The 14,141-nt window shown below is 33.4% G+C and carries 11 protein-coding genes, 2 pseudogenes and 1 riboswitch; of the genes and pseudogenes, 8 read left to right on the plus strand and 5 right to left on the minus strand.

Translation table 11 applies throughout. The features are described from left to right. The first annotated feature begins 152 nt into the window (after positions 1 to 152). Together gabT and BM319_RS12260 are read left to right on the plus strand one after the other, a co-directional pair. The gene (gabT, locus tag BM319_RS12255; protein WP_069032717.1) at positions 153 to 1,457 is read left to right on the plus strand and encodes a 4-aminobutyrate--2-oxoglutarate transaminase; all 1,305 of its coding nucleotides are present in this window, start codon (positions 153 to 155) and stop codon (positions 1,455 to 1,457) included. Between the two features lie 153 nt (positions 1,458 to 1,610). Further along, positions 1,611 to 3,005 (plus strand): amino acid permease, encoded by a 1,395-nt coding sequence (locus tag BM319_RS12260; protein ID WP_069032718.1) that lies wholly within the window; start codon positions 1,611 to 1,613, stop codon positions 3,003 to 3,005. Between the two features lie 139 nt (positions 3,006 to 3,144). Here the strand turns inward: BM319_RS12260 and BM319_RS12265 are convergent, their stop codons facing one another. Both BM319_RS12265 and BM319_RS12270 read right to left on the minus strand, forming a co-directional pair. After that, positions 3,145 to 3,807 (minus strand): HAD family hydrolase, encoded by a 663-nt coding sequence (locus tag BM319_RS12265; protein WP_091022885.1) that lies wholly within the window; start codon positions 3,805 to 3,807, stop codon positions 3,145 to 3,147. A gap of 68 nt (positions 3,808 to 3,875) precedes the next feature. Beyond that, positions 3,876 to 4,925: an NAD(P)/FAD-dependent oxidoreductase gene (locus BM319_RS12270; RefSeq protein ID WP_069032720.1), complete on the minus strand. Its 1,050-nt coding sequence runs from the start codon at positions 4,923 to 4,925 to the stop codon at positions 3,876 to 3,878. Between the two features lie 202 nt (positions 4,926 to 5,127). Between BM319_RS12270 and BM319_RS12275 the strand changes: the two are divergent. Beyond that, a pseudogene (locus BM319_RS12275) lies at positions 5,128 to 5,385 on the plus strand (ATP-binding cassette domain-containing protein); the annotation flags it as partial. Further along, positions 5,376 to 5,732, plus strand: a pseudogene (locus BM319_RS12280) (iron chelate uptake ABC transporter family permease subunit); the annotation flags it as partial. The pseudogenes BM319_RS12275 and BM319_RS12280, both read left to right, overlap by 10 nt. A gap of 58 nt (positions 5,733 to 5,790) precedes the next feature. On the opposite strand, the gene BM319_RS12285 reads toward BM319_RS12280, so the two are convergent. The 3 genes from BM319_RS12285 to BM319_RS12295 form a co-directional block, all read right to left on the minus strand. Further along, complete coding sequence (locus BM319_RS12285; RefSeq protein WP_091022887.1) at positions 5,791 to 6,378, minus strand: xanthine phosphoribosyltransferase; 588 nt, start codon at positions 6,376 to 6,378, stop codon at positions 5,791 to 5,793. A gap of 102 nt (positions 6,379 to 6,480) precedes the next feature. Continuing rightward, positions 6,481 to 6,582, minus strand: a riboswitch (purine riboswitch). A 73-nt stretch (positions 6,583 to 6,655) separates the two neighbouring features. Then, on the minus strand, positions 6,656 to 7,222 hold the full coding sequence (locus tag BM319_RS12290) for an HD-GYP domain-containing protein (protein WP_025568683.1): 567 nt from the start codon (positions 7,220 to 7,222) through the stop codon (positions 6,656 to 6,658). Between the two features lie 34 nt (positions 7,223 to 7,256). Beyond that, positions 7,257 to 8,690: a BglG family transcription antiterminator gene (locus BM319_RS12295; protein ID WP_091022889.1), complete on the minus strand. Its 1,434-nt coding sequence runs from the start codon at positions 8,688 to 8,690 to the stop codon at positions 7,257 to 7,259. Positions 8,691 to 9,076: 386 nt separating this feature from the next. Here BM319_RS12295 and BM319_RS12300 point away from each other — a divergent pair, with 386 nt between their 5' ends. From BM319_RS12300 to BM319_RS12315, 4 genes are all read left to right on the plus strand, one after another. Continuing rightward, positions 9,077 to 9,559 carry a hypothetical protein gene (locus BM319_RS12300; RefSeq protein WP_025568685.1) on the plus strand — a complete coding sequence of 161 codons (483 nt, stop codon included), beginning with the start codon at positions 9,077 to 9,079 and terminating at the stop codon, positions 9,557 to 9,559. A gap of 280 nt (positions 9,560 to 9,839) precedes the next feature. Continuing rightward, on the plus strand, positions 9,840 to 10,067 hold the full coding sequence (locus BM319_RS12305; RefSeq protein ID WP_025568686.1) for a heterocycloanthracin/sonorensin family bacteriocin: 228 nt from the start codon (positions 9,840 to 9,842) through the stop codon (positions 10,065 to 10,067). Between the two features lie 175 nt (positions 10,068 to 10,242). Then, positions 10,243 to 12,189: a putative thiazole-containing bacteriocin maturation protein gene (locus BM319_RS12310; protein WP_025568687.1), complete on the plus strand. Its 1,947-nt coding sequence runs from the start codon at positions 10,243 to 10,245 to the stop codon at positions 12,187 to 12,189. After that, positions 12,186 to 14,129: a TOMM precursor leader peptide-binding protein gene (locus BM319_RS12315; protein ID WP_091022892.1), complete on the plus strand. Its 1,944-nt coding sequence runs from the start codon at positions 12,186 to 12,188 to the stop codon at positions 14,127 to 14,129. Before BM319_RS12310 ends, BM319_RS12315 begins: the two co-directional genes overlap by 4 nt. Positions 14,130 to 14,141 lie beyond the last annotated feature (12 nt).

Consider the following 14,141-nt stretch of genomic DNA (forward strand, 5'->3'; position numbering starts at 1 on the left):
ACGTTTTTAACTGTTTATAGGTTTCTCATACTGGAAGTTGAAATGAGCATATAGGAAGTTATACATATTACTATGATTAGCTCGTAATTAATTCAGTGATTGAAAAAACAAACATCGTAGAAAAATTTTTATAAAAACGGAGGAATCAAATAATGATTAAGCAACTATCCACAAAAGAATGGCAAGAAAAGCGAGATAAATACGTTGTAAAAGGCGTTAGCAATGGAAATCGAGCAGTTGCTGTAAAAGGCAAGGGAGCTACATTATATGATTTAGAAGGTAATAAGTTTATTGACTTCGGTGCAGCTATAGGAACCATTAACGTAGGGCATTCACACCCAAAAGTAGTAGCAGCCATACAAGAACAAGCAGAAAAAATCATTCATCCTGGCTTCAATGTCGTTATGTATCCGTCATACATTGAAATTTGTGAAAGATTGTGTGAAGCAACTCCAGGAGATTTTGCAAAAAAAGCTATTTTATTAAACAGTGGTGCTGAAGCAGTAGAGAATGCCGTGAAAATCGCAAGGAAATATACAAAACGCCAAGCAGTTGTCACATTTACTCGTGGATTTCACGGACGTACTTTAATGACGATGACAATGACGAGCAAAGTAAAACCATATAAACTTGGTTTTGGTCCTTTTGCACCTGAAGTTTATCAAGCACCATATCCATATATGTACCGTAAGCCAGACGGTATGACTGATGAGCAATACGAAGCAGATGTTATTGCACAGTTTAATCAATTTTTTATAGCAACTGTAGCACCCGAGACTGTAGCATGTATTGTCATGGAGCCGATTCAAGGAGAAGGTGGATTTGTAATACCTCCAAAATCATTTGTAAAACACGTTCGTGAATTTTGTTCAAAACATGGCATTGTAATGGTGGCAGATGAAATTCAAACTGGATTCGCAAGAACAGGAAAATTATTTGCGATGGAGCATTTCGAAGTTGCAGCTGATCTAATGACAGCTTCTAAATCTATCGCAGGTGGTATGCCACTAAGTGCTGTTATTGGAAAAGCAGAAATAATGGATATAGCTGATCCGGGTGAATTAGGTGGAACCTATTGTGGAAATCCACTTGCGTGTGAAGCCGCATTGGCAGTTTTAGAAGTCATTGAAGAAGAAAAATTGTGTGAAAAAGCAGAATGGATTGGAGAGGTACTTGAAAGCCGTGTGAGAAAGTGGCAATTAGAGTATAACTTCATTGGAGAATTCCGTCGTCTAGGAGCAATGTGTGCAGTAGAGATTGTAACGGATCAAAAATTAAAAACACCGAATAAAGATCTTACTACAAAAATTGCAAAAGCTGCAAATGAAGCTGGGCTTTTATTACTTACTGCAGGTTTAGATGGAAATATTATTCGCTTTTTAAGTCCACTAGTGATTACAGAAAATGAGTTAAACGAAGGTCTTGCTATTCTAGAAAACGTATTATCTAACTGCTAAATTTTGTTGAAACTGATCATTTAAAGATTTTCATCTGTTCAAACTTTTTAAAAGTAACGTCCAAATGTGTAGATTAATAGGACTTGCTCGAGTCTTTTACTGCAAGGTTTTTATAAATATTTTTATATTAACGAAAAAAAGGATAGGGTGAATATGGAGAAACAACACAATGGTTTACAACAAAATCTAAAACACCGTCATATTCAAATGATTTCAATTGGTGGAATTATAGGGGCAGGTTTATTCGTAGGTAGTGGGAATGTTATTCATAGTGCGGGTCCATCAGCAATTGTTGCTTATGTAATAGCGGGATTATTAGTTGCACTCCTTATGAGAATGTTAGGAGAAATGGCTGCTGAGAACCCAGTAAGTGGTTCGTTTTCAACGTATGCAAAAGAGTCGATTGGCCCTTGGGCAGGATACACGATTGGTTGGTTGTATTGGTTTTTCTGGTTAATTACAATTGCAATTGAAGCGATTGCAGGTGCAAATATAATGAATTCATGGTTCCCAAGTATCCCATTATGGGGATGGGCTTTAATTCTTACATTTGTACTTACACTTACCAATATTTTATCAGTGAAAACATTTGGAGAGTTTGAATATTGGTTTGCCATTACAAAGGTAGTGGCGATCTCAGCGTTTATGATATTAGGTCTTGCAATTTTATTCAAATTAATCCCTACGATTCAGTCTCCGGGATTATCAAATTTAACACAGCATGGCGGATTTTTTCCGAAAGGTATAAGCGCAATATTAGGTGGTTTTATGACAGTTATGTTTGCTTTCTTTGGGTCTGAAATTGCAGCAATTGCTGCTGGTGAATCAAAAGATCCTCAAAAATCTGTTGTTACTGCCATTAATACTGTTGTTTGGCGTGTAGCATTGTTCTACATTGGGTCAGTATCTATTTTAGTTTTATTAATGCCTTGGGACGATGCAAAATCATTAAGTAGCCCATATGTAACGTTGCTTAACAATTTAGGGATTCCAGGAGCTGGAACAATCATGAAAGTTGTTGTACTTTTTTCAGTACTCTCTTGTTTGAATTCAGCACTTTATACGAATTCTAGAATGCTTTATTCTTTGGCGCAGCAAGGAAGTGCTCCGAGAATCTTTACAAAAGTAAATAAAGGTGGATCACCGTATTGGGCAGTATGGGCAAGTTCAGCTTTCGCCTTCTTAGCTGCAATTTTTAACTTTATTTCACCTGATAAACTCTTTTCATTTCTCTTGAATGCATCAGGTTCAATTGCGCTTCTAGTGTATATTGTTATTGCAGTATCGCATGTAATAAAGCGAAGACAAGCTGAGAAAACGGGAAAAGTGTTACGATTAAAAATGTGGGGTTTCCCATATGTTACTTACATTACTATACTAGCGATGATCGTCATCTATTTTTCGATGTACTTTATGGATGATCTTCGCTCTCAGTTCTATTTAACTTCATTAATTACAGTTTTAGTGATTTCTTCCTTCTTTATTTTTAAAATTGGAAAAAAAGAAGAAGTTGATACAAACAGCAGGCGGACTAATATACCTAGTTGATGATAAAAAGAAACAAAAACTGTAATTGTTATGAAAGCGCTTCTAATTAATTGCATTAGAAAATTCAAAAATTTCCTTAAAACTAACACAACACTCTTAAAAATGATGAGTCATTTTTAAGAGTGTTGTGTTTTTTGTTTTAACCTAGTAAAAATTTGCTAAATTCATCTATCGTTTCAAAATAAAACTTTGATTCATTTTTCATTTGTTGTTTAATTTCAGGAATGGCATGTGACCAACCTGCAGCTGCGAAGTCTACGTGACAGGATTTAGCCATTTCCAAACCTGGCTTAAGGTCATCTAACATCAATGCGTCTGATTCTTTTAAGTTAAAACGTCTCAATATTTCTTTAATCGGATAAGGAAATGGTTTTCTTTGATGCTCAGGCAGTTCCCATCCAAAGACTGCATCTGGGATAAAACCGCAGTGCTGCAAGTAATCTCGTTCAATTCTGCTTCTCTCAGAATGAGATACTACGGTTATAATACCGCCCCGATCTTTAAAACCCTTTATTGTTTCAGGAAATTTCTCGTAAAAGTCGGGGATTGAGGATGAAGTATAGCTTTGCCAAATTTCTTGTTGAACGATCATTTCAGCTTCATTGAATTTCATTAGGTCTGTACATAAAGAATGAAACCCAGGTTCAAAGCAATATCCAACAAACTCTTCAAAAGAAATAGGTTCATCATTTGGACGAAGTTTTTTAATTGCTTCTACAAAGGATGGATAGTGAATTTCAGGTGTACTCATTACGGCAGTATCATCATGATCTAAAATGATACATTTATACTTTAAATTCATATAAACCACTCTCAGTCTAATTTACATAAGTTTCCTATAGTTTAACATGAAAAAAGAGATGTTGTTTTTTAGTTCATCATCTGTTTAATTAAATCACGATTTCGTTGTTTAAATACCTCATTATGAGATGAAACCATTGCTGATCCACTAGCTTCTGGTTGAATATATTGCTTCGCTTTATTAACAGCATTTGCGGCATCTTGAAATGCACCAGCAATTAATTGCAACTTTCCTTCATGCATAAGAATATCTCCAGCTGCGTAAATCCCTTCAATCGAAGTTTCACTCGTTGTATTCCCTTTAATATAGAAATCTTGAATCATTTCTACTTTTATTTCACTGTTATTTAATAAAGAAGTATCTTGTTCATAACCGTGGTTTATGATTACTTCATCAATTGCCAAATGAGATACTTCACCAGTTTCATTATTTGTCAGTTCAACCTTTTCTATTTCTTCATGGTTTTCACCAGCAATTAGTTTCGTAATAGATGTATTGAAAAGACATTCAACTGAACTATTCATTAATTGGGAGACTTGTGCTTCATGACCTTTTAGTGCATCTTTTCGGTAAGTTAAATAAACTTTCTTAGCAATTGGCTCTAACTCATTAGCCCAATCAATTGCAGAGTTACCACCACCAGAAACGATTACAGTTTTATTTTGGAAATGTTTAAGTGATTTTACTGTATAGTTTAAATTTGAAACCTCGAATCTTTCTGCACCATCTATTTGAAGTTTTGTTGGGTTTAAAATACCGCTTCCAACTGCAACAATAACTGTTTTAGAATAATGTATTTGGCCTGAAGCTGTATGTAAAACAAAAATGCCATTATCGTCACGAGTGATTGTGTCTACTTTTTCATTTAACACAACAGTCGGATCAAACGTTAATCCTTGCTGAACAATTTGTCCGATAAATCTCTCGCCAGGGATTGGTGGTTGTCCTCCAACATCCCAAATCACCTTTTCAGGATAACAATGAACTTTACCGCCTAATTCAGATTGAAATTCTATAATTTTTGTTTTCATTTCTCGTAAACCACTATAAAAGGCAGAGTAAAGTCCAGCAGGACCTCCTCCGATTACTGTTACATCATAAAGATCGTTCATATTCATTATGTTCTCACTCCAGAAGATTCTGTCATTGATTATCATTCTCAGTAAAATATAAACCATTTATGAGAATTTTTCAATGATTTCACTAAAAATTAATATTGACAATATTAGTAAATGGACTTATATTAACCTAGTAACATTAATTGATAATAATTATCATTATCATTAACAGTTTGAATATTAAATGAATGGAGGTCCGTTTATGGTTCGGTTATATACTAATGAATCGACCATTGGTTATGGTGAACGTTTGATTGTAAAAGACCTTAATATAAAAATTCCGGATAAACAAATTACAACAATCATCGGTTCAAATGGTTGCGGTAAATCGACTCTTTTGAAGGCGGTTACAAGAATAATCTCTCATCAATCCGGAACGATTATTTTAGATGGAAAAAACATTGCTTCAGAGAATACTAAAATACTAGCTAAAAAAATGGCGATTCTTCCTCAAACACCTTAAACCTTCTTAATTTAAATGAGCCTGTTGCAATCGGGGTAGGGGTCTTATTAGAAAAGGAAAGAATTGTTTTAATGTTAGCAGCAGTTGCATTAGCAGCATCTGCTGTTTCAGTAACAGGAGGAATTGCGTTTATCGGATTAATGGCACCACATATTGCTAAGAGTTTAGTTGGCCCAAGAAATCAATTATATATACCCATTGCAATATTAATTGGTGGATTATTACTATTAGTTGCCGACATAATCGGAAGAAACTTAGTCGATCCAGAAGGAATACCAGCAGGGATTATAGTAGCCTTAATCGGTGGACCTTACTTTGTATATTTAATTTTAAAAAAGGCTTAATTAAGAGAAAAAGACATTGTGAACAACTCAAATCGTTCATACAATGTCTTTTTTATGTTTAAACAGTTAATTCTTCATTGAAGTATTTAATTTGTCCGTCTTTTAAAGATTGAATACGAGCAAGAGATTCAACTCGATAACCACGATCACGTAGAATCTTTCCGCCATCTTGGAATGATTTTTCAATTACGATTCCAAATCCAATTGTTTCTGCCTTCGCTTGTTCTATGATTGAAAGTAATCCAAGAGCTGCCTGTCCGTTTGCTAAGAAGTCGTCTATTATTAAAACTTTATCGCCTTCTTCTAACCATTTATGAGAAATTGAAATTTCATTTTCTTCTTTTTTTGTAAATGAATATACTTTAGCAGTATAAACATCTTGCTGCATTGTGATCGACTTTTTCTTACGTGCAAAAACTAGAGGGACATTTAAAGCAAGTGCTGTCATTAGCCCAGGTCCGATACCTGAAGATTCTATAGTAACTACCTTTGTTATTTTTTCTTCAGAAAATAAACGCGCAAATTCTTCTCCAATTTCTTTCATTAAAACAGGATCCATTTGATGATTTAAGAAAGCATCCACTTTTAATACATCATTTGCTAAAACGATTCCTTCTTGTTCAATTTTTTTTAGTAATAATTCCATAATGATCCCCCTTAATCTAAACAAAAAACTCAAAACATGTACTTCACTGTAAAAATGAGTGAAGTAACACATTTTGAGTCTTTGATTCGCTAGAGCTAAAATGTCTGATGTGTTACCACTCATAGTCGGTAAATTTACGGTTAACCGGTAGAAACTTGTGAGCCATATCCTCACTATTATACGAGTGAAATTTATAATTTTAATGAAACTATAACATGTTAATAGATTCTGGTCTAGCAATTAATAGGTGTAAATTATTAGCATTATTGAATACTACTTAATACAGTTTACAAATAAACTTGGTGAATTCCTTTATTAAATCCTGGTCATAAACGGTACCACTTAGTTTTTGAATTTTTTTTAACGATATTTCAATTGAACATTTTTTTCTATAAGAACGATCATGGGTTAATGCATCAAAACTATCAACTATTCTAATTATTTTCGAATTAAAATCAATTTCGTTACTATATAAGCCTTCATAGCCGGTCCCATCAATATTTTCGTGATGATAACGTACAGCATTTAAAATATCATTATGATATGATAAATTTTTTAATAAATCATGCCCATAAATTGTGTGATTCTTCATTAGATTCCACTCGAAATCAGTAAGAGGACCTCTTTTTGTAACAATTGAATTTGGTATTTTTAGCTTACCAATATCATGTACATAACCAATAAAATGTAATTGATTGGTTTGACGTAAAGTGAGATCTAAATATCTACTGAATTTATAAGATAATTCACCTACACGCATCCCGTGTAAAAAAGTATCATGATCAAGCTGCCTTAATAGTTCAACTAGCTCATTTGTGACGAATGTTGACCTTTCTTTTATCATAAAATCACCTTTGAATGCTTATTCAAAATAAAATTTATTTTAATAAATGGGCGATATGATTAATATCGCGTTGTGAAAGAGTAGAACTAATTACCGCAATTGGAACAATTTCGATATCAATTTGAAAATCAGCAATGATAAAGTCCAAACGTAATTCACTAATCGTTTCAGGACTCAGTTCGCCGTTTTGGAGTTCAACAAATTGTATTTTATCTCTAAATTCTTTTATGAGTTTAGTTGTTATATACTGTCTTACACCATAACCTTCAGAACTTAACAGTAGTACCCTTTTTTTCACTAATGATAATTTAATGATGATTGCTTGAATATTTAATGTGATTTTAGCAATTACTTCATTATTTACTTCTGGGTATGAAAAGTAATTGCACCAATTGTGAAATACAGTTTTTACTTTATAAAATAACTCTGGATAACGCTTTTTAACGTATTCGGAAATGAGAGAAGATCGTTCAAATCTACCGTTTAAAAAAAGAATTAGGGAAAATGCTTTAAATTGTTTTTGAAGAGTGAGAATAAAATCATTATGATCATGTAATTTTATACTAAGCTTTTTTTCGAGCATCGTAACGAGCTCGCGTAATTCTATATATTGTTTTTCTGATTTATTATGGTAGCTATTTATAATTTTATCTTGAGGTTCATTATCGCTAGAAAAATAAGGGGATGCAGATATCATTATAGAAAGAGCGTTTAGTTCATTTAATGGAATTGATACTTTATAAATGTTTTCTAGCTGTATGCAAATATCAGTTGCAACTGAAAAAAACTTTGAATCCTTAATATTATTAGAAGGATTTAAATCCAATTGTATATCTCGATCAATTCTTTGAAGCATCGTACCAACATAATAAATATATTTATCTACAGTAGGTGGAAATAAATATAAATTATTTTTTTCTGCTGATTTTGTCACTACTTTTTTTATAATAGAAAACGATAGAGAATCATAAGGCCATTTATTAGTATGGGAATATAGACCATACAATACGTCACAGCATAAGATTCTTTTTTGAAACTCATTACCTACAATTTCAAGTGGTGCACGCTTCAAAATTAAATTATACGACTTCAATAAGTTGTCTACTCGTTCGAGAATTTTATAAACAGTATTGTGATGCGTATATAAGACTTTTCCTAAATCACTAATGTGTTCAATTTCTTTTATTAGAATAAACATGATTACCTGAAGCGATAAAGAATTCTTAACAAAAAGTGAACGAACTTGATCAAGCGATGAATTAATTGGATTATTTATATAAATACCTTTTCCTTTTATCGTTTCAATATTCCATCCTTCTGGGAATGTGGAATTGATAATTTGTATATCAGTTCGAATTGTTTTCTCAGTGCAATTTAAATTTTTAGCAAGCTCCTCTGTTTTGAACCATTTTTCTTGACTACTTAAAATATCGATTAAGTGTAATCTTCTTATACTCGCCTTATCCATCTCATCTCCTACTTTGATCTAAATTAATATTTTTACTAACATAAATAAACTAACTAATTTTGTGATAACAATCACAAAAAGTGTTGTTGAGATAATGTTTTCAAAATTATTTTAAACTTAGATGATGAATATGCATATGACTATTTTTACCGTTAAAAACGGTAATAAATATTTATTAATCGGCAATCTTCTTATATCTACCGAAGGGCATACATCTACTCATGAATTTTTATATATTATCTGTTTTTACCTATCAAAACGGTAAAAAAGAGTATTTGAAACGTTAATAAGCAAGGCTATAATTTATTTTGAAAAGGAATCCGTTTAATTTGTAAACGGATGTGATCATGGCTGTTCCTCTAAATGGGGAGATGAGGAGGGAATTGATGGGGATCGTGTTACTTTTTTTTATCCTAGGAAAACTTTTGCTAGTTCAGTCTATGTTACATAGCCGAATTACTTTATTAGGATTATTATTTAGTATTTTTATTGTTGTTTTGCTATATTTACTTCCAATCTTTTTAGAATTCAATAAAAGAGAACGATCTATTGGTTATAGTTTTACTTCATTAGTGGTTGGATTTATATTGTTAATCTGTACGGTTTATGAAAGATATGCTGTGTTTGTATTTTCTACTCTTGATCAAACTGAAGAAATCTCCAATACAATATTCTCGTTTTTTATGATAGGAGACTTACTTTTCATTTTTGATTTTCTATTATTACTATACCTCATACTATTCAAAGTACTTAAAATAAAGCCAGCGAAATTAATTTTTGGAAAAGAAATCAGGAGAAATAAAAAAGCAATTAAAAAGAATGTATTTTCATATTCACCCCTTAATAACATTAAACTTAATGAAGATTAAGGAATACTGATTTTAATGATGAAAAAGTATAGAAAAAAATGAAAGACGTACAAAGAACCTCACTTTTGATGTGAGGTTTTTTTGCACTTTCAATCAGTTCAAAATTTTACTAATGAGTAATAAATTGGGCAATTGAATCGGTAACAATGCCCAAGCACTCGACATATTTTGTTGTTGAGAGTCTGCGTTTTAGTAGATTCAAATTAGGGAATCGTATTTATTTTTTATAAGTACGTTATGTTTTTATTCGCTTTCAAATTTTATGTCGGAGGTTATAAAAATGTATGATTTTCAAAGAGAGCTTCAAGAATTAAACGTTGGACAGTTTCAATCAAGTCAAGTAGTTCCATGGGATTATAATCAGTATCAAACTCAAGATGTACGTATGTGCTTTGGTATTTTCCCTTTTTTTAGTTGCTTTGGATGTGGAGGTTGCTTTGGATGTGGAGGCTGTGGAGGCTGTTTCCGTTGCGGAGGCTGCGGTCACTGCGGTCGCTGTCACCGTTAATTGTAATGTTTCATAAAAACTATTTGTCCATTTAGACAATAAACCCCTACTTAATTTATGTAGGGGTTTTACTAGTTATGTTATGACATAAGGAATACATAAAATACATAGGATTATGAAGAAAGTATTTATGCTATTCAATGTACAACTCACTGGATCGAAGGGGTTGAAAAGGATGTCAAAATTGAATCCATCTACACGGCTAAAGGTTAATCGAGATACTTTTTTTGTACCTGATTCGAATGGAGGTGTCTATTTTAGGAATAATTTAAGTTCATTTCGTATGGAAGGTGCTTCTGTTTATCAGTGGATCGAAAAGTTACTTCCTATGTTTAACGGTGAACACTCAATAGGAAGTTTAACAAATGGTTTGCCAGACCAATACCGAGATCGAGTTTATGAAATTGGTGAGACTTTATATAAAAATGGTTTTGCACGAGACATAAGTAAGGATCATCCACATCAATTATCTGAAGATATTCTAAATAAGTATGCGAGTCAAATTGAGTTTTTAAATTGTTTTGGGGATTCTGGTTCCTATCGTTTTCAAACTTATCGTCAATCCAAGATATTGGCAATTGGTTCTGGAACAATTGTCACTTCGCTAGTTTCAGCATTATTAGAGTCGGGGTTAGCGAAATTCCATCTTTTAATAACGAATACTGAAAATACAGATAAAAAACGAATAAAAGAAATTGTAGACAACGCACGTAGGACAGATCATGAAGTCGAAGTTGAATTAATTAAGAGAAAGAAGCTTTCATTACAAGAGATTGTTTCTACTTTTGATTCGATTTTGTATGTATCAGAAGATGATCATGTTTATGAACTTAAAATGCTCAATGAGATTTGTAAAAGAGAGAAAAAGAGATTTATCCCAGCAATTTCTTCGCAAAAGATTTGTATGGCCGGGCCACTAGTGACATCAAGTTCTGAAGCTTGCTTCGAGTCGGCATGGAGAAGTGTGCATCAAAACATACTCTGTGAAGAAGGAACCAACCAACCATTGTCTTTGATGACATCAGCAATGTTGGCAAATATAATGGTGTTCGAGTTATTTAAGGATATTACAAAGTCACGCGAAACAGAAAAGAATAATCAGGTTTATATTATTAACCAAGAGACGTTAGAGGGCAGTTGGCACTCATTCTCACCTCATCCACTAGTGACTGGAAAAGCGAAAGCTAAAATAGTTCATAATTTTGAGGAAAAGTTAGAGCAAAACAAACCTAGAGGAGATCTAAGTAAGTTAATAACCTACTTAGGGCAGTTCAATTCACAAGAAACTGGATTATTTCACGTTTGGGATGAGGGCGAATTAAATCAACTTCCATTAGCTCAATGTCGGATACAAGTAGTAGATCCTCTGACAGAAGGTCCAGTAAAACTATTAACGAGTACGATTTGTACTGAATTAACTCATGAAGAAGCACGAAGAGAGGCGGGACTTACTGGAGTTGAAATGTATGTATCTCAAATAGCGAGTCAACTTATTAAGAATTCTGAGTCTGATGTTGTAGAGTGTATTGAACCTGGGGAATACATCGCAATCGCTACTGGTCAAACTTTTTCAGAAAGTATTTGTAGAGCACTACAAAAATATTTGTCTGAAGAGCTTAATAAACAAACGAGTGATCATAAAAATCATATTCAAGAAATTAAAGCGATAAAAATTGAAGATAATTGTGCTCAATTTTATTTACAAACATTAAATACAATACATGAATCTCCAAAAATAGCATTAGGAAAAGAGATATGTGGCTTTCCAGTAGTCTGGGTTGGTACAGAAAAAGGCTGGTATAGAAGTGTTGGATTAAATATAACAATGGCCTTACAAGATGCACTAAAACAAGTTCTAAAGGAGTCACAAAATAAGATTCAATTAATTGCATCAACAGCTATTCAAAGTTCGTTAGTTATAGTGGAAGAAAAGCAAATACCCGAAATGATTATTCCTCAATCTAATCGTGCTCAACATACTGATTTATTAATCGCGGCTATAGATATTTTAAAACAGAAAAATATGGAATTACAAACATTGGAGTTTATGCTTGAATCGATTAATGTAGATGAACTAGCGGGAGTTTATGGTGTCTTGTTAAGAGAGGTGAGCTCAACTTGAATTCAACGGTTACCTTTTTTGGAGAAGGATTATTAAGTAAGTACACATCCGAAATTCTTTTAAATAAATATAAAGTAGTTCAACAGAAAGATTTAGAGTCTCCGGTTTCCGAGGATACTAGTTTAATACTTATTTTGGATGATGCATGGAACCCTAAGATTTATGAAAAAGCTGATGAAAAGTTAAGGATCGGAACAGTTCCATGGCTACGTGCTTGTGTATCATTTGGGGAGGGTGTAATCGGACCTTTAGTACATCCAGGTCAAAAAGGATGTATAAAGTGTGCCGATTTTAGACGTTTAATGGCTGGTAGAGAGCGCAGAGAAATGCTAGAAATAGATTATCAGTTAGTAGAAGGTGATGGAGTATCGGATGATGTATGGGGTACAAGAACGGGACTTTTACAAATGGCTTACTTAATTTCAGCTGAAGTAGAAAAATATATGAATGGTAAAGAAACTCGTCTAGAGGAACGAATTTTTTTATTAAATATGAAAACACTCAAGAGCTCTAATCACTTTTTTTTACCGAATCCTTTATGTCCAATTTGTGGTGAATTAGAAGACGATACTTCTGATTCTGCTATTATCTCACTTGAGCCTAGTATGAAAGTTTCTCCAACTAGCTATCGTAGTCGCTCAATGGAGGAATTAAAAAAAGTGTTAGTTAATGACTATTTAGGTCAAAAGACTGGATTTTTAAATGGAAAGGCATTTGATCTAACTACGCCATTTGCAGATGTAGTCGTAAACCTACCGTTACTCCAAGGGGATGAAGGAACTGCTGGACGTACACTTTCATATGAGTCTAGTGAATTAACTGCCATTTTGGAAGGATTAGAAAGGTATTGCGGCCTCACTCCAAGAGGGAAAAAAACGGTCGTACATGATAGTTATAATAACGTAAAAGATTATGCAATTAATCCTGAAATTGTCGGTACTCATTCGAATGAGCAATATGCTCTGCCGCGTTTTCCATTTAAGAAGTTTAATCCTAAACGGAAGATTGATTGGGTATGGGGCTATTCATTTATGAAGGAAGAGCCGATTCTTGTACCAGAGTTGCTTTCATACTATAGTCTAGGATGTGGACACGGTTTTGTGTATGAAACTTCCAATGGATGTGCATTAGGAGGCAGTTTAGAAGAAGCGATATTCTACGGTATTTTGGAAATTGTTGAGCGGGATTCATTCTTAATGACTTGGTATGCTCAGTTGCCACTTCCTCGACTTGATCCAAAATCAGCTAAGGATCAAGAACTTGATTTAATGATTGAGCGCATGCGTTTGGTTGGCGGATACGATCTTCATTTATTTAATTCGACGATGGAGAATGGAATTCCAAGTATTGTTGCTATTGCAAAAAACCGTAAAGAACATGGGTTAAATCTTATTTGTGCAGCAGGTGCTCATCTTGATCCGGTTCGGGCAGTTAAAAGCGCAGTACATGAATTAGCTGGAATGATGCTAACATTAGATAAAAAGTTTGAAGAAAATTATGCTAAAAATATGAAAATGCTTTTAGACAATAATCTCGTTAAACAAATGGATGATCATGGAATGTTATATGGTTTACGTCAAGCAGAGGAACGTCTGAAATTTTTATTAGATGATAACCGTCCATTAAAGACTTTTGAAGAAGAATTTAAATGGGATACAAACCATCTGGATTTGACGAATGATCTAAAGGATATTCTACAAGTATTTAAACAATTAAATCTTGATGTGATTGTAGTCGATCAAACTACTCCTGAAATCAAAAGAAATGGATTATCTTGTGTAAAAGTCTTAATTCCAGGAATGTTGCCTATGACATTCGGCAATCATCTAAAACGATTGAATGGACTTGATCGAGTGTTAAAAGTTCCTGTTAAATTGGGCTATACGAAGAAGCCGCTAAAGCCGGAGCAGCTCAATCCATATCCGCACCCATTCCCATAAGTGGTGTTCTAG

Source organism: Bacillus sp. UNCCL81, assembly GCF_900112535.1.
Lineage (GTDB): Bacteria > Bacillota > Bacilli > Bacillales > Bacillaceae_G > Gottfriedia > Gottfriedia luciferensis_B.